The 16,419-nt window shown below is 62.2% G+C and carries 12 protein-coding genes, 1 tRNA gene and 1 pseudogene; 5 read left to right on the top strand and 9 right to left on the bottom strand.

All coding sequences use genetic code 11. The features are described 5' to 3' along the window. Positions 1 to 146: 146 nt before the first annotated feature. From PG5_RS21425 to fdnG, 7 genes are all read right to left on the bottom strand, one after another. A tRNA-Sec gene (locus PG5_RS21425) sits at positions 147 to 242 on the bottom strand. Between the two features lie 17 nt (positions 243 to 259). Further along, positions 260 to 2,167: a selenocysteine-specific translation elongation factor gene (gene selB / locus PG5_RS21420; protein WP_020799208.1), complete on the bottom strand. Its 1,908-nt coding sequence runs from the start codon at positions 2,165 to 2,167 to the stop codon at positions 260 to 262. Then, positions 2,164 to 3,594: an L-seryl-tRNA(Sec) selenium transferase gene (gene selA, locus PG5_RS21415; protein ID WP_020799207.1), complete on the bottom strand. Its 1,431-nt coding sequence runs from the start codon at positions 3,592 to 3,594 to the stop codon at positions 2,164 to 2,166. The genes selB and selA overlap by 4 nt, the downstream gene beginning before the upstream one ends. 45 nt (positions 3,595 to 3,639) lie before the next feature. Further along, positions 3,640 to 4,566, bottom strand: coding sequence for a formate dehydrogenase accessory protein FdhE (gene fdhE / locus PG5_RS21410; protein ID WP_020799206.1), 927 nt, complete (start codon positions 4,564 to 4,566; stop codon positions 3,640 to 3,642). 4 nt (positions 4,567 to 4,570) lie between these two features. Beyond that, complete coding sequence (locus PG5_RS21405; RefSeq protein ID WP_020799205.1) at positions 4,571 to 5,224, bottom strand: formate dehydrogenase subunit gamma; 654 nt, start codon at positions 5,222 to 5,224, stop codon at positions 4,571 to 4,573. After that, positions 5,221 to 6,156 carry a formate dehydrogenase subunit beta gene (gene fdxH, locus PG5_RS21400; protein ID WP_020799204.1) on the bottom strand — a complete coding sequence of 312 codons (936 nt, stop codon included), beginning with the start codon at positions 6,154 to 6,156 and terminating at the stop codon, positions 5,221 to 5,223. Before fdxH ends, PG5_RS21405 begins: the two co-directional genes overlap by 4 nt. Then, a complete protein-coding gene (fdnG, locus tag PG5_RS21395; protein WP_155943736.1) occupies positions 6,157 to 9,222 on the bottom strand; it encodes a formate dehydrogenase-N subunit alpha in 3,066 nt (1,021 codons plus the stop codon). It lies immediately after the preceding gene. A gap of 220 nt (positions 9,223 to 9,442) precedes the next feature. On the opposite strand from fdnG, the gene PG5_RS21385 reads away from it, so the two are divergent. Both PG5_RS21385 and PG5_RS34265 read left to right on the top strand, forming a co-directional pair. Next, on the top strand, positions 9,443 to 10,597 hold the full coding sequence (locus PG5_RS21385) for a MalY/PatB family protein (protein ID WP_020799200.1): 1,155 nt from the start codon (positions 9,443 to 9,445) through the stop codon (positions 10,595 to 10,597). An 86-nt stretch (positions 10,598 to 10,683) separates the two neighbouring features. Continuing rightward, positions 10,684 to 10,779, top strand: a pseudogene (locus tag PG5_RS34265) (EfeM/EfeO family lipoprotein); the annotation flags it as partial. Positions 10,780 to 10,910: 131 nt separating this feature from the next. Here the strand turns inward: PG5_RS34265 and pssA are convergent. Next, positions 10,911 to 12,254 carry a CDP-diacylglycerol--serine O-phosphatidyltransferase gene (pssA, locus tag PG5_RS21380; RefSeq protein WP_020799199.1) on the bottom strand — a complete coding sequence of 448 codons (1,344 nt, stop codon included), beginning with the start codon at positions 12,252 to 12,254 and terminating at the stop codon, positions 10,911 to 10,913. 203 nt (positions 12,255 to 12,457) lie between these two features. Between pssA and PG5_RS21375 the strand changes: the two genes are divergently transcribed. Both PG5_RS21375 and PG5_RS21370 read left to right on the top strand, forming a co-directional pair. After that, positions 12,458 to 13,021 (top strand): TetR/AcrR family transcriptional regulator, encoded by a 564-nt coding sequence (locus tag PG5_RS21375; RefSeq protein ID WP_020799198.1) that lies wholly within the window; start codon positions 12,458 to 12,460, stop codon positions 13,019 to 13,021. Between the two features lie 56 nt (positions 13,022 to 13,077). Next, positions 13,078 to 13,554 (top strand): nuclear transport factor 2 family protein, encoded by a 477-nt coding sequence (locus PG5_RS21370; protein WP_020799197.1) that lies wholly within the window; start codon positions 13,078 to 13,080, stop codon positions 13,552 to 13,554. Between the two features lie 124 nt (positions 13,555 to 13,678). Here the strand turns inward: PG5_RS21370 and sfnG are convergent, their stop codons facing one another. Then, complete coding sequence (gene sfnG / locus PG5_RS21365; RefSeq protein ID WP_020799196.1) at positions 13,679 to 14,773, bottom strand: dimethylsulfone monooxygenase SfnG; 1,095 nt, start codon at positions 14,771 to 14,773, stop codon at positions 13,679 to 13,681. Positions 14,774 to 15,130: 357 nt separating this feature from the next. On the opposite strand from sfnG, the gene PG5_RS21360 reads away from it, so the two are divergent. Continuing rightward, positions 15,131 to 16,372 carry an acyl-CoA dehydrogenase family protein gene (locus PG5_RS21360; RefSeq protein WP_020799195.1) on the top strand — a complete coding sequence of 414 codons (1,242 nt, stop codon included), beginning with the start codon at positions 15,131 to 15,133 and terminating at the stop codon, positions 16,370 to 16,372. The last annotated feature ends 47 nt before the right edge of the window (positions 16,373 to 16,419 follow it).

Here is a 16,419-nt window from a genome sequence, read left to right as displayed (position 1 = left end):
AGGGACGCTCTGCGTTCCGCAGACGACGCAGGACGTGAGCCGTGCGCACTGGTGACGCGGAGCGTCACAGGATGCATTCCCACGCGGGGCGTGGGAATGATCAGATACGCAGCACCGCTGGCTCCTGCACCTATGTTCAAGGAAAATGGCGGAAGGTAGCCGGAGTCGAACCTGCCCGGGAACGGATGCCGTCCCCAACCGGGTTTGAAGCCCGGCCGCGCCACCGGGCGCGATTACCTTCCTTTAAAAGAACCCCGGATCAATCTTTCGGCCTGCGTGCCAGGGCATTGTCCGGGCGGATCTGCCGTCGATCGCCCACGCGGCGGGTCAGGCCGAGTCGGTCGAAGTACTCAAGGATCTGGATACTGCGCTTGCGTCCCAGGCCCACCGCATCACGAAAGGCCGATACCTCGATGACCGGGTTGTCGTCGGCCAGTTGCAACAGCATAGCCGCCAGGCGACGGATCATCGTGTCGGTGTAGAACAGATCACGCACCACCGGATGCAACAGGCCCAGGCGCGCCATTTTGCGCAGCAGTGCGCGCACAGTGGCTTCGTCGTATCCCAGATCGCGCACCCACGGTGGGTCGAACCCGGCGGTATCGAACCGCGGCTGCAATTGCAGCCATAAGGCTTGCTCCTCGTCGCTCAGGCGTACCTCATGCCCCGGCAGGTGCAGCCACGGCCCACTGGCCGCGATGCGTCCGGCAGCCAGCAATTGCTCAAGCAGGCTGATGAATACCGGGCGATCCAGGGCGCTGCCGGCGAATCGGCGCAGACGATCGCGATCCGGGCCCATGTGGTCCGGTTCCTGTTCATGGAAGCGCGCCAGGTGTTGCTGCAATTCATCCTGCAAGGCCTGCCACCGGCTGGCGCTGAACAAGACCGGCGCCTGGCGGGTTTCAATCAGGCGTATGTCGCCGGGCAGCAACCAGGTAGCGCGCGGGCGGTTGAACTGGCGTTCAAGCTGTTGCGGATCGAGCCCGCTGTCGCTATTGGCGAGTAACGCTGGCAGTACGTCTTCCAGGCGAGTGCTTGCGGCCAATGCCGTCAGTTGCGCCAATCGCTCGGGGCTGCGGCGGTGGCGGGTTGGCGCGAAGGGATCGAGCACCCTGCCGCCGCCGAGGGTGCGCTGAGCGCTCTGGTCACGCAGGATCAACCGGTCGCCCAGCACCGCTTGCACCGGCGCATTGACCAGCAGTTGCGCGAACATCCGTTGCCCCGGCGCCAGGCTGTCACCCTCCAGCAAGGCCACCCGCCCGGTGACGTCCCGTGTCCCCAGGTGCACGTGCACCGCTTCAAAGTGTTCGAAGGCGCGCGGTTCAGCGGGTAACAGCTGCAGGTCGATGTCCAGGCGCTGGGTCGGTGCGTGCAGCCACGGCGCCGACAACCACTGGCCGCGGTGGATTTGTGACAACGCCAGGCGCTCGGCACTCAAGTTCAAGGCGACCCGCTGCCCGGCGACCGCCACGTTGGCCGCCTGATTCTGCGCGTGCAGGCCGCGAACCCGCACGGTTTTGCCGAGGGGGCCGAGCACCAGGGAATCGCCCACCGTGACCTGGCCGGACAGCGCCGTACCGGTCACCACGATGCCCGCACCGGGGACACTGAACGCGCGATCGATGGCCAGGCGAAAACCGCCGTCCTGACTACGCTTCAGCACTTCGGCCTGGGCCTTGAGCAACGCTTGGCGCAGGGTCTGCACCCCCTCCAGGGTCACGCTCGACAACGCAATCAACTGCGCCTCGGCGTACGGGCCGGGCGCCAGCAACGTTGCAATCTGCTCGCGCACAGCCTGCACCCTGGACGGCTCGACCCGGTCGCATTTGGTGATCGCCACAATGGCACGGGGAATACCCAGTAATTCGACGATGGCCAGGTGTTCCCGGGTCTGCGGCATCACGCCGTCGTCGGCGGCCACCACCAGCAGCACCAGGTCGATGCCGTGTGCACCGGCGAGCATGTTATGGGTGAAGCGCTCATGCCCCGGCACATCGATAAAACCGGTCAGGGCCGCACCGGGCTCCAGTGCGGCGTAAAGATAGCCCAGGTCGATGGTCATGCCGCGTTCGCGCTCCTCGCGGCGGCGATCACCGGCCTGCCCGGTCAGTGCCTCGAGCAATGCCGTCTTGCCGTGGTCGATGTGCCCCGCCGTGCCGACGATCACCCTGCCCGGCCCTCCACCTGCAGTTGCTCAAGCTGCGCCAGCCACGCCGGTTCGTCATCCAGTTGGCGCACGTCGAGCCACAGCGCGTCGTCATCGATACGCCCCAGCACCGGTATCGGCAAGGCTCGAAGGGCCTGTTCCAGATTCAATAGCGCGCGCCCGCGCTGACGTTTGGAAGTATTGGCACGCAGGCATAGCGCGGCACTCGGCAAGCGTGCCACCGGCTGGCTGCCACTGCCGATCATTCCCAGCGCCGGCACCGCGCTGACGCTCCAGCCCGCGCCCAACCGCGTGGCCAGCGACGGTTGCAGGCGCTCGGCCTGGGCCAGGATGTCGGGTTGCGCACGGGTTAGCAGGCGCAGGCTGGGCAGTCGCTCGGCCAGGCGGTCCGGGTCGCGGTACAGGCCCAACACCGCTTCGAGGGCGGCCAGGGTCAGCTTGTCGACCCGCAGCGCCCGTTTCAGCGGGTTCTTCTTGATCCGTGCAATCAGGTCCTTGCGGCCGACAATCAACCCGGCCTGGGGACCGCCGAGTAATTTGTCGCCGCTGAACGTGACGATGTCCGCGCCATCAAGCAGGGCCTGGCGCACCGTCGGTTCGGCCGGCAAGCCCCAGCGGGTCAGGTCCAGCAGGCTGCCGCTGCCAAGGTCTTCAAGCAGTGGCAAGCCATGTTGATGGGCCAGGCGCGCCAGCTCGACGGTCGGCACCCGGGTGGTGAACCCCTCGATGCTGTAGTTGCTCGCATGTACCCGCATGATCAAGCCGCTACGCGCGCCGATCGCGGCTTCATAGTCGCGGGCATGGGTGCGGTTGGTGGTGCCGATCTCAACCAGTTTGACCCCCGCGCGCGCCATGATGTCGGGGATGCGAAAGGCGCCGCCGATTTCGATCAACTCGCCCCTGGAGATGATGCCTTCCTTGCGCGCACCCAGGCTGTTTAGGGTGAGCAGCACCGCGGCGGCATTGTTGTTGACCACGGTCACCGCTTCGGCACCGGTCAGTTCGCGAATCAGGCCCTCGATCAGATCGTCGCGGTCGCCGCGTTTGCCGCTGTGCAGGTCGAACTCCAGGTTCAACGGATAGCGCGCGGCCATTTGCACGGCGTCGATCGCTTCCTGCGGCAACAAGGCGCGCCCCAGATTGGTGTGCAGGACCGTCCCGGTGAGGTTGAACACCCGACGCACGTGACTGCGATGCTGGCTGGCCAGACGCTCGCCCGCCCTGCCCGCCAGTACTTGCGGGGTGAGTTCGACCGCGTCGAGTTGCCCCGCCAGGACCGGTTGGCGCAAGTCATCGAGCAACTGGCGCAAGCTTGCGAGCAAGGCCTCGCGCCCATAGCGTTCGGCCAAGGGATGGCAGGCCGGGTGGCGCAGCAGGCTATCGATGGAAGGCAGTCGCAAGGCTTGGCTGGTGGATCTGGCAGACATCAGGCACTCCGGCAAACGTTGACCGCCTGAGTGTAGACGTTCGCTTCAATCGCCCCCGGGTGCCAGCAGCAGGTTGGGCGCAGGGCGCGCAAAACCCTCCTCTTCCAGGCGCATGTCGAGCATCAGGCTGCTCAGGTCCGCGGACAGCGCTTCGCCCTCGGCGTCGCATTCCAGGTACAGCTGCTTCAGATAACTGCGACAACCGGGGCAGGTTTCGGCGCGTAACGGTGCCTTGTCCGCGGCGTGACGGTCGGTGTCGAGGCTGACGTATTGCAAGCCTTTGCTCTGCTCGCAATAGACGCACTTGACCCGCACTACATGCCATTCACAGGCACACAGTGAGCACACCAGATAGCGCAAGCCGTTGTACTTGCCGCGATGGCGGATCACCCCAGCCATGGCCGGTGAGCCGCACGCCGGGCACTGGTTAAGACTGTTGCCGGGTTTCAAGGCGAGGTCGGGGGTACTCAGCAGCCAATGGCTCCACGCGACTTGCAACGCAGCCCCCAGAAATGGCACCAGCGCCGCCGGCAGCAAGGTGAACTGTCCGCTGACCAAGGCTATCGCCCACGCCTTGCGCTGCCCGACGTTGGCCTCACGCAAGGTTGCCACGGCGTTTTCCACCGCCGGTTGCGCCGGTGGCTGATAGCGCTGCAACAGCGCTTGCAGGTACGCCAGCCACGCATCCTCGCGCACCAGGCTGTCGGCGGCAAACGGTGGCAGGCCGTGATCCAGGCACTGCCTGACGCGTTGCGGGTCCGGCTGTGCCGCCTCGGGGGGATCGTCCATCAGACGTTGCTGCACGTTGCACAACCCCGCCACCAGACGCAGGTAATCGGCCAATGGATGACCGTCGGCAAGGCGCTCCAGGCGCGACGCACGCAAGGCAAACAGGTTCGGCGGTGGCAGGTGCAGAAACGGCGGCGATGTCGCCGCCGCTTCAATCTGTCCCGGCTCCAGGATCGTGGCCAAGTGGTTATCCTTTTCTGTTCAGCGGCGGATCGGGACGCTCATCCCGGGTCACTTCACGGTACCAGAGCTCATGGTGTTTCTTCGCCCAGGCGCGACTGACCCAACCATGCAGCATGGCGCTGACCGATCCCTTGATCCAGATGCCGGCGTAGATGTGCACGATGATGCTCAGGATCAGCACGAAACCGGCCAACGCGTGCAACAGCATTGCCCAGCGAATGCTGGTGATGCCGAAATAGGCGCTGAAGTAGGCGCGCCAGATCACCAGCCCGCTGAACAACAGCACCAGCATGCACAGCAGTAAAGTCCAGAACAGCAGCTTTTGCCCGGGATTGTATTTGCCGATGGCAGGCACGCCCTCCTCTTCATTTTTCATCACCCGGTCGATGCGCCGCAGCCACAATCGATCATTGGCGATAAAGATATTGGCGCGCCAGAAACTCAGGACCAAGCCGAAGAAGAACACGAACATCAGCACGCCCATGAACGGATGCAGGATACGCGTCCACGGCCCGCCGCCGAACAGATTGCTCAACCAGAACAGCGCCGGATGGAACAGCGCCAGGCCCGATAACCCGGCCATCAGGAACAGAATCGCCACCAGCCAGTGGTTGGTGCGCTGGTTGCTGGTGTAGCGCAGGATCTGTTTGCGGATCATGGCCTGTCCTCCCGCTTCGGATCATAGGTATGCACCGATGGATCGACTTCATGCACCGCAGGATCGCTCGACGGCGGCCGTTCATCTTCCTCGACCACCTGTGGCCCGACGCGCACGTAATGGAAGAACCCGGCCAGCACCGCCGCGCCCATGGCCAGCAGCGCCAGGGGCTTGCTGACGCCCTTCCACAGGCTCACCAACGGGCTGATGACCGGATCGCTCGGCAGTCCGGCGTACAGCCTGGGGGTGTCGGCGTGGTGCAGCACATACATCACGTGCGTGCCGCCAACGCCCGCGGGGTCGTACAGGCCGGCGTTGTCGAAGCCACGACTCTTGAGGTCGACGATGCGCTCGGCGGCATGTTCCTTCATGTCCTGCTTGGAGCCGAACACGATGGCGCCGGTCGGACAGGTTTTCACACAGGCCGGTTCCAGCCCCACCGCCACCCGATCCGAGCACAAGGTGCATTTGTAGGCTTTGTGGTCCTTCTGCGAAATGCGTGGAATGTTGAACGGACAACCGGTGATGCAGTAGCCACAGCCGATGCAGTGATCCTGATTGAAGTCGACGATGCCGTTGGCGTGCTTGATGATCGCTCCGGGACTGGGGCAAGCCGCCAGGCAACCGGGTTCGGCGCAATGCATGCAGCCGTCCTTGCGGATCAGCCATTCCAGGTTGCCGGCGTCGGTTTCGTGCTCGGTGAAACGCATCAGGGTCCAGGTTTCTGCTGTCAGGTCCTGCGGGTTGTCGTAGGTGCCGAGGTTGTGGCCGACCTCGTCGCGCAGCTCGTTCCATTCCGAGCAGGCGACCTGGCAGGCCTTGCAGCCAATGCACTTGGTGGTGTCGATCAGCTTGGCGACTTCCTCCTGATTGCGTACCGATGGCGGTACGGTGGTAGTGGCCGAGCGGGCAATGATGTCTTGGCTGGCCATTTAGACTTTCTCCACGTTGACCAGGAATGACTTGGATTCCGGGGTCTGGGTGTTGCCATCGCCGAGGAACGGCACCAGGGTGTTGGTCAGGTAGCCGTGGCGCGTGAGCCCGGTGAATCCCCAGTGCAAAGGGATACCGATCTGGTGCACGATCTGATTGTTGACCTGCAACGGACGAATCCGCTTGGTCACCACCGCCACCGCCTCGATGAAGCCTCGCTTGCTGCTGACCCGCACACGGTCGCCGGCGACGATGCCGAGTTCACTGGCCAGCACTTCGCCGATTTCGACGAACTGTTCGGGCTGGGTAATGGCGTTGAGCTTGCAGTGCTTGCTCCAGAAGTGGAAATGCTCGGTCAGCCGGTAGCTGGTGGCGGCGTAGGGGTAATCCTTGGCCACACCCAGCGTGTCCCATACCGAATCGAAGATCCGCGCCGCCGGATTGCTGGTGGCTTTCTTGTTTTGCGGGTGCAGTGGGTTGATGCCGATCGGTGTCTCGAATGGCTCGTAGTGCTCGGGGAATGGCCCTTCGTTCATCTTGTCGACGGCGAAGAACCGCGCCACGCCTTCGGGGTTCATGATGAACGGGTTCATCCCCGCCTCTGGCGCCACGTCAGCCTTGTAGTCCGGTACATCGGTGCCGGCCCAGGCCTTGCCGTTCCACCACACAAGACGCTTTTTATCGTCCCAGGGCTTGCCTTTCAGGTCGGCCGAGGCGCGGTTGTAGAGAATCCGCCGGTTTGCCGGCCAGGCCCAGGCCCAACCCTGGTGCTGGTGCATGCCGTACGGGTCGTTGTTATCGCGGCGGGCCATCTGGTTGCCCGTTTCGGTCCAGCTGCCACAGAAAATCCAGCACCCGGACGCCGTACCGCCGTCGTCCTTGAGCTGGCCAAACCCGGCCAGTTGCGCGTTGCCCTTGATAAGCGCCCCCGTGGCGTCGGTAAAGTCAGTGACGGCGTAACCGTTGATCTCCTTGGCCAGTTCTTCCGGTGACGGTTCGTCAGGCACCTTGTACGGCCACGACAGTTTCAGCAACGGGTCGGGATAGGCACCGCCTTCAGCCTGATAACGCTGGCGCAGGCGCAGGAACAGCTCGCTCATGATGCGAATGTCGGTGTAGGCCTCCCCAGGGCCGTCGGCGCCCTTCCAGTGCCATTGCAACCAGCGACTGCTATTGACCAGCGAGCCGTCTTCCTCGGCGAAACAGGTAGTGGGCAGGCGAATCACTTCGGTCTGGATCGCGGAGCTGTCCACGTCGTTATAGGGCCCGACCTTTTGCCAGAACTCCGAGGTTTCGGTGGCCAACGGGTCCATCACCACCAGCCATTTGAGCTTGGCCAGCGCGGCCATCACGCGGTTCTTGTCCGGCAACGCGGCAATGGGGTTGAAGCCCTGGCACATATAGCCGTTGACCTTGCCCTGGCCCATCAGGTCGAACACCTTGAGGATGTCGTAGTTGGGAATGTCCAGTTTCGGCAGATAATCAAAGGCCCAGTTGTTTTCCAGCGTGGCATTGGCCCCGTACCAGGCCTTCATCAGGCTGACGTGGAATTTACTGTAGTTCTGCCAATAGGACAGTTGACCCGGCCGTAACGGTTTTTGCGTGCGCTTGAGGATGTAGGCGGTGTAGTCCTGCTCGCCGTCGCCGGGCAGCGTGAGGTAGCCCGGCAGCGAGTTGGACAGCAGGCCCAGGTCGGTCAGCCCCTGGATATTGGAGTGCCCGCGCAAGGCATTCACCCCACCGCCCGGCATGCCGACGTTGCCCAGCAACAGTTGCACCATCGCCGCGCTGCGGATGATCTGCGCGCCAATCGAGTGCTGGGTCCAACCCAGTGCATAGAGGATGGTCATGGTCTTGCCCGGTTGCGAGCAAGTGGCGATTTCCTCCCAGATTTTCTGCATGGCATCGACCGGCATCCCGCAAATCTGGCTCGCCAGTTCGATGTTGTAGCGGCTGTAATGCTGCTTCATCAGTTGATAGACGCAGCGCGGGTCCTGCAGGGTCGGGTCAGTCTTGACGAAGCCGTCTTCGCCCAGGTCATAGCCCCAGCCGGATTTGTCGGTGTACACACGCTTGGCCGCGTCGTAACCGCTGAAAATCCCGTCCTCGAAGCCGTACCCGGGTTTGACCAGGAACGACACGTCGGTGTAGTTGCGCACGTACTCGTGCTGGATCTTGTCCTCGGTCAGCAGGTAATTGATCAGCCCGCCCATGAAGGCGATGTCGGTGCCGGTGCGGATCGGCGCGTAATAATCGGCCACGGAGGCCGTGCGGGTGAATCGCGGGTCGACCACGATCAACCGAGCCTTGTTGTGCGCCTTGGCTTCGGTCACCCACTTGAAACCACAGGGGTGCGCCTCCGCTGCGTTGCCGCCCATTACCAGAACCAGATTCGCGTTGGCGATATCGGTCCAGTGGTTGGTCATGGCACCACGGCCGTACGTCGGGGCAAGACTTGCCACCGTCGGGCCGTGTCAGACACGCGCCTGGTTATCGAACCCCAGCATGCCGAGACTGCGAACCACCTTATGGGTGATGTAGCCCGCTTCGTTGGACGCCGCCGATGCCGCGAGGAAACCAGTGGTCAGCCAGCGGTTGACCGTCTGCCCCTGGGCGTTCTTCTCGATGAAGTTGGCGTCGCGGTCGGTCTTCATCAGGTCGGCGATGCGATCGAGCGCTTCCTCCCAGGAGATTCGCGTCCACTCGCTGCTGCCGGGTTTGCGCACCTGCGGATATTGCAGGCGGCCGGGACTGTGAATGAAGTCCAGCAGGCCTGCGCCTTTGGGGCACAGGGTGCCGCGGTTCACCGGATGGTCGGCGTCACCTTCGATGTGGATGATATTTTGCGCGACATTCTTGGCCGCATCGCCCTGGCTGTACATGATTACCCCGCAACCGACCGAGCAATACGGGCAGGTGTTGCGGGTTTCATGGGTGTGGGCAAGCTTGAAATGGCGCACCTGCTCGGCGAAAGCGGCAGTCGGGGCCATGCCCAACGCGCCCAGGCTCGAGCCTGCAAGGCCGATACCGGCGACCTTGAAGAACTGACGACGGCTGAGGTCCATCGTGCACTCCTTATCAGGTGGAAATCCGGTGCGTTGCCGGATTTTTCTGGACAATCACGGTGGCGGCAGTCTCGCTACCGACACCTGAAACTGTAGACAATGGGTAGGCGTCTTGTGTGAAAACCGACCGTCGGGCAACCATCGATATCCTTGCTCGCACCCACAGGGGCTAGGCGATTATCATGGTTGCCATTCCAACCCAGCGTTTACGAGACTGCGCATGACTTTCGATTTTGATCAGGTGTTCGACCGCCACGGCACTGGTAGCACCAAGTGGAGCCGTTACCCGGCCGATGTGCTGCCGATGTGGGTCGCCGACATGGATTTCGCCGCGCCGCCGATGGTCATCCAGGCCCTGCAAAAGCGCCTGGAACACCCGTTGCTCGGCTACAGCGTGGCCAAGGACGATTTGCGCGAAGCCATCGTTGCCGATTTGTGGAACAAGTACGCCTGGCGCGTCGAGCCGCAAGAGCTGATCTTCCTGCCGGGCGTCGAGTCGGGCTTCAACATGGCGCTCAAGGCGCTGGTACAGCCGGCACAGAATGTAGTGGTGCAGGTTCCCAACTACCCGCCCCTGCGTCACGCAGCGGGTCATTGGGGCCTGAACAAGGTCGAGCTGGGCTTCGACCCGCAGCCCGACGGCACCTACGCCACGCCATTGGCGACCTTGAACGAATCCCTGGAAGGCGGCGGCGCGCTGCTCCTGAGCAACCCGCACAATCCGTTGGGCAAAGCCTTCGTCCGGGATGAACTGCAAGCCATTGCCGACATCTGCCTGGCCAACGAGGCCTGGATCATTTCTGACGAGATCCACGCCGAACTGTGCTTTGACGGTCGCCAACACCTGCCGATGGCGTCCCTGAGCCCCCAAATCGCCCAGCGCACCATCACGCTGATGTCGGCCAGCAAGGCCTACAACATCGCCGGCCTGAAAACCTCGTTCATGATCATCCAGGATCGCCACCTGCGCGAGAAGGTCAATCACGCCCGTTGCGGCATGGTCGACAGCGTCAATCCACTGGGCATGGAAGCCACCCGCGTCGCCTACAGCGAAGCCGCCCCCTGGCTGGCCGCGCTGAAGGACTACCTGCAGGGCAACCGCGATTACCTGGTCGACGCCGTGCGCAGCCGTTTACCGGGCATTACGATGAATGTGCCGCAAAGCACCTACCTGGCCTGGCTCGATTGCTCGGCTCTGGGGCTGGATAACCCGCAACAGTTCTTCCTCGAACAGGCCAAGGTCGGCTTGAGCCCAGGCCTGGATTTCGGCGATGGCTGCCAACAGTTCGTGCGCCTGAACTTCGGCTGCCCGCGGTCGATGCTGGAAGAAGGGATTGCTCGGATGGAGCGCAGTTTGCGTCACCTTAACGGCTGATCCCGATTTGCCCGCGAAAAACGATATCGCGGTGCAACAGACACGCCGGCAAGCCTGGCTCGCCTGTAGGAGTCAGGCTTGCCGGCGAAGACGATCGCAAGGCGCTGGTTGGGCTGGTGAATATGCTGGCTGAAGATCTGTCGATGATGCGGGGCAAGCTTGGGTTGAATGGAGTGTTGTAGTGCCTGGACGGGCCTCTTCGCGAGCAGGCTCGCTCCCACAGTGATTGATGATGTACACATAATTTGTGTTCACATCGGACACTGTGGGAGCGAGCCTGCTCGCGATGGCGTCAGTGGTCGCGCTACAGCTTCTAAAGAATGCGGTAGAGCAACCGCTCGATGCGCACCCGGCTTACCCGCTTGAGAAACTTCGCCACCCCCGCCGGGTAATCCGGCAGGGTTTGCAGGTCCTGGTAGCGCTCGATGCGCCGGGTGTGCTCGAAGATCTGTGCAAGCTCGGTGCGGCGGGGTTCGAGCAATTCGTTTTGCGGATCATCGATCAGCAAGGCGTTTTCCAGATCGAGACGAAACGCCCGCGGATTTAGGTTGTTGCCGGTCAGCAAGGTGTAGCGCTGATCGACCCACATGCCCTTGAGGTGGTAGGTGTTGTCGCCGTCCTTCCACAAGTGCAGGTTCAACTGGCCGCTGTCGATGTTGCGCTGATGCCGCTTGGCAAAGCGGCGCAAGCTGATTTCGTAGAGATACGGCAGCGCCGAGATCACCTTGAACGGCTCGCTCGGCGGGATGTAGAAGTCGTTGGCGGTCTTGTCTCCGACCACGATGTCGATCTTCACCCCCCTGGCCAGCGCCCGGTTGATTTCCCGGGTCACCGCCAAGGGCAGGTTGAAGTACGGCGTGCAGATGGTCAGCTGCTGCCGGGCGCTGCCGATCAGCTCGCCAATCACCCGGCTCAACGGATTGTTCTTGCCTACGCCCAGCAGCGGGCTGACCGACAGGCCATCTTTGTCCGTGGTGCCCTGGGTCGTGTCGTAGGCCGCGTGCTTGAGACGGCTGCGCAGGTCGCCGATGTCGTTGCGCAGGCTGCGGGTGGTCGGCAGGTTTGGCAGGTCCAGGCGATGCACCGCCTTTGAAGCCACCAGGCCGTGCTGTACCAGGTGATGCATCGAGTCGGCCAGCGCGCGATTGTGCAGCAGGTGGTAACGGTCGTACCGGTACTTGTCGAACTTGTGCAGGTAGACGTTGTTCAGGCTCGCACCGCTGTAGATCACGCAGTCATCGATGACAAAACCCTTCAAGTGCAACACGCCAAACAGCTCGCGGGTCTGCACGGGCACGCCGTACACCGGCACCACGCTTTGGTGGGTGCGGGTCATTTCCTGATACCAGGCCGAGTTGCCCGGCTGCTTGCCGGCACCGATCAGCCCGCGCTGGGCGCGCAGCCAGTCAACGACCACCGCCACTTCCAGTTCCGGCCGTGCCAGCTTGGCCGCGTGCAAGGCATCGAGAATTTCCTGGCCGGCCTCGTCCTGTTGCAGGTACAGCGCAACGATATAGATGCGCTGGGTGGCGCTGGCGATTTTTTCCAGCAGGCAACGGCGGAACTCGGCGGCGCCAGAGAGGATGGTGACGGCATCGGCGGTCAGCGGGAAACTGCGCAGTTTGGGCAGCAGGGGGCGTTTGAAAAGCGACGGCATAGGGCTCGCAATGGGTCGAATCCGAAGAACCCGAGAGCTTACACCATCGTTCGGTTCGGGTCTTGCGATGAGGCTCATACCCTATAAAAGATCGCAGCCTGCGGCAGCTCCTACAGAGATCGGTGTAGACGCTGCCGAAGGCTGCGATCTTTTGATCTCAAGAACAGGTTGACCAAGGAGAACGATCGTTCTACTGTAGTCACATGAACAAGATAACCAGCAACGACACACGCGACATCATTCTGGATGTCACCGAAAAGTTGATCTACAAAAGTGGCATTGCCGCCACGGGCATGGATCTCCTGGTGAAAACCGCCGGCGTCTCCAGAAAAAGTATCTATCGCTACTTCGCCAACAAGGAGGAGCTGACCGTCGCCGCCCTGCAACGCCGGGATGAACGCTGGATGCAGTGGTACAGAAGCGAAGTCGGACAGGCCCAAACGCCAGCCGAACGCCTGCTCAACCTGTTCACCGTACTCACGTCCTGGTTCGCCAGCGAAGGCTTTCGCGGCTGCGCATTCATCAACACCAGCGGTGAAACCGGCGATCCGCGAGACCCGGTTCGCCTGGTCGCCAGGGACCACAAACAGAAGCTGCTCGACTACGTGTGCGAGCTGTGTACCGAATATGGCGCTGAAGATCCGCAGACGCTGGCCAAGCAACTGCTGATCCTGATCGACGGCGCCATTACCGTCGCACTTGTCATGGGTGACTACAGGGCTGCCGATAATGCGCAATGCATGGCGCGGAAGTTATTGGGCCTGTAATAACTTGATCAAGACCGACAATTTGCTTGAACTTTAAATTAATAGGGAGACATGAAATGTCTAACGCCGAAGTTCGTCCGCCATTGCCGCCGTTCACCCGTGAATCAGCCATTGAAAAAGTTCGCCTGGCTGAAGATGGCTGGAACTCCCGCGACCCGGAACGCGTTTCGCTGGCCTACACCCTGGACACGAAATGGCGAAACCGCGCCGAGTTCGCCTACAACCGTGAAGAAGCCAAGGGCTTTCTGACGCGCAAATGGGCCAAGGAACTGGATTATCGCCTGATTAAGGAGCTCTGGGCGTTTACCGATAACCGCATCGCCGTGCGTTACGCCTATGAATGGCACGACGATTCGGGCAACTGGTTCCGCTCCTATGGCAACGAAAACTGGGAGTTCAACGAGGACGGCCTGATGGCGCGGCGCTTCGCCTGCATCAACGACATGCCGATCAAGGAAAGCGAGCGCAAGTTCCACTGGCCGCTGGGGCGTCGTCCTGACGACCATCCGAGCCTGTCGGACCTCGGCCTGTAACCCGGCACTGATCATTCCCACGCTCTGCGTGGGAATGCAGCCCGGGACGCTCCGCGTCCCTGAAGCGGACGCGGAGCGTCCGGTGAGGCGTTCCCACGCAGAGCGTGGGAACGATCAGTCGTGTTCAGGCGACGGCTGATTGCGGCTTCACCAGCGCCTTGGCCTCCAACTCACGCACCAGCGGCAACACCCGCTTGCCGAAGTATTCGACTTCTTCCAGAAAGTGCAGGAACCCCGCCAGTACCAGGTCTACACCCACCGCTTTCAATGCGACGATGCGCTCGGCGATCTGTTGCGGCGTACCGATCAGGTTGGTCTTGAAGCCGTCGTTGTACTGCACCAGGTCCTCGAACGTCGACTTGGCCCAATTGCCTTCACCTTCGGGTGATGCCCTGCCCGCCTGTTTCGCCGCATCACCAAAGGTATTCACTGCCTGCGGATCGGCCTGGTCGATGATCTGCGCCAGCACCGCTCGCGCCTCTTCTTCGGTATCGCGGGCGATGACAAAGGCGTTTACGCCAACCTTCACCGAGTGATTGTTCGCCGCGGCCTTGGCGCGAATGTCGTCGACCTGGGCCTTGATGCCTTCCGGGGTATTGCCGTTGGTGAAGTACCAGTCCGACACCCGCGCTGCCATGTCCCGCGCCGCACGGGAACTGCCGCCCTGGAAGATCTCCGGCAGGCCGAGTGGCTTTGGCTTGAGGCTGTAGTTGTCAAAACGATAGAAATCGCCGCGAAAGGTGAAGTTGTCCTCGGTCCACACGCCTCTGAGCGAGCGAATGAACTCTTCGGAACGGCGATAGCGTTCGTCGTGCTCCAGCCAATGCTCGCCAATGGCCTGGAATTCGCCCTTGAACCATCCGCTGACGATATTGACCGCCACCCGGCCGTTGGTCAGTTGATCGATGGTCGCCAGTTGCTTGGCCGCCAGTGCCGGTTGCCATGGCCCCGGCAGGATCGCGGCGATGACTTTCAGTTTGTGGGTGGCGGCCAGCAATGCATGGCTGAAGGCGACGGACTCATGCTGGTATTCGGCGCCGTAACCGGCAGTGAAGCGAATCTGCGTGAGCGCATATTCGAACCCCGCCTCTTCGGCCAGTTGCGCCAGTTTGCGGTTGTAGTCGATGCCCCAGTGGGTCCGTTGCTCGATCTTGCTGACCACCAGCCCTCCGCTGACGTTCGGTACCCAGTAGGCGAATTTGACGGCTTGCTGACTCATTGGCGTGTCCTCGGGACATTGGGAATGTCCCAGGGGTAGAGCAGCAAGCGTGCCAGTGCCTGCCACGACTTCCCTGAACCGAACGAGATCCCCTTGTGGGAGCGAGCCTGCTCGCGAAGGCGGCTTGTCTGTCAACATCGATGTTGAGTCGGATGGCCCCTTCGCGAGCAGGCTCGCTCCCACAATGATTGAGCTGTGTCAGAAGCAATTTGCTGATGCACTGTTGATCCGGCAACAGTTGAGGACGTCATGGTATTAGCGCCGGCCAGTAAATCCACGCGTTAGCCTCCGGCATGGACTGTGCAATCGCTCCTTGCACAAACATCGTTTTTTCTGCCCAGCCAAGGAGCTGTTTCCATGACCGAACACCAGGTAATCAACCCGCTGTCCATCGGCACTGACTACGAAGCGCTGGCCGCCCGGTATCGCCCGATTTTCCAGCGAATCGCCGAAGGTGCCCTCGAACGCGAGCAGTCGCGCACCCTGCCCCATGAGCCGATCCAATGGCTCAAGGACGCTGGCTTTGGCGCAGTGCGGGTGCCCGTTGAATACGGCGGTGGCGGCGCCTCGCTGCCGCAGCTGGTTGAGTTGCTGATCGAACTGGCCGAGGCTGACTCGAACATTCCGCAGGCATTGCGCGGTCACTTCGCCTTTGCCGAAGATCGCCTCAATTCCCCGCCTGGCGCGGCCCGGGACATCTGGTTCAAACGGTTTATAGACGGTGACGTCGTCGGTTGCGCCTGGACCGAAATCGGCAACGTGGAGATTGGCGACGTCATCACCAAGGTGTCGCTCCATGGCGAGCAATGGCGGCTGAACGGCGAGAAGTTCTACAGCACCGGTAGCCTGTTTTCCGACTGGATCGATGTCTATGCCCAACGTAGCGATACCGGTGGCGACGTGATTGCCGCGGTGCGCACCCGCCAGCCTGGGATCGTGCAAAGCGACGACTGGGACGGGTTCGGCCAGCGCACCACGGGCAGCGGCACGTCGCGCTTTGTCGACGCCGAGGTGGACGCACAAAACATCATCGACTTCGCTACGCGCTTCAAGTACCAGACCGCGTTTTATCAGTTGGTGTTGCTGGCAACCCTGGCCGGGATCGGCCGTGCGGCGTTGCGCGATGTGTCCCGGCAGGTGCGCGAACGCCAACGCATCTACAGCCATGGCAATGCCCAGCGCGTCAGTGAGGATGCGCAGGTCCAGCAAGTGGTCGGCGATATTGCCGCGTGGGTGTATGCCGCCGAGGCCGCCACTTTGCGGGCGGCGCAGCCGGCACAACAGGCTTATCTGGCGCGGTTCGCCGGCGATGAACAATGGGAGCGTTCGGCAAACGTCGCAGCGGAAATCGAATCGGCGAAAGCACAGGTGGTGGTCACGGAGTTGATCCAGCGCGCGTCCACGCAGTTGTTCAATGCGCTGGGGGCTTCGGATATTCGCCAGGGCAAATCGCTGGATCGGCACTGGCGCAATGCGCGTACCGTGTCGTCGCACAATCCGGTGATCTACAAGTCGCGGATTGTCGGGGACTGGGAAATCAACCGGACCGAGCCGCCATTCGTGTGGCAGATCGGCAATGGGCCTGACCGTAAAATCTGAGCCCGATCCCCGTAGGAGCTGCCGCAGGCTGCGATCTTTTGATCTTG

The sequence above is a fragment of the Pseudomonas sp. G5(2012) genome (assembly GCF_000408945.1).
Lineage (GTDB): Bacteria > Pseudomonadota > Gammaproteobacteria > Pseudomonadales > Pseudomonadaceae > Aquipseudomonas > Aquipseudomonas umsongensis.
Note: the sequence above shows the minus strand (reverse complement) of the source record. Positions and strands in the feature narration are given on the sequence as shown.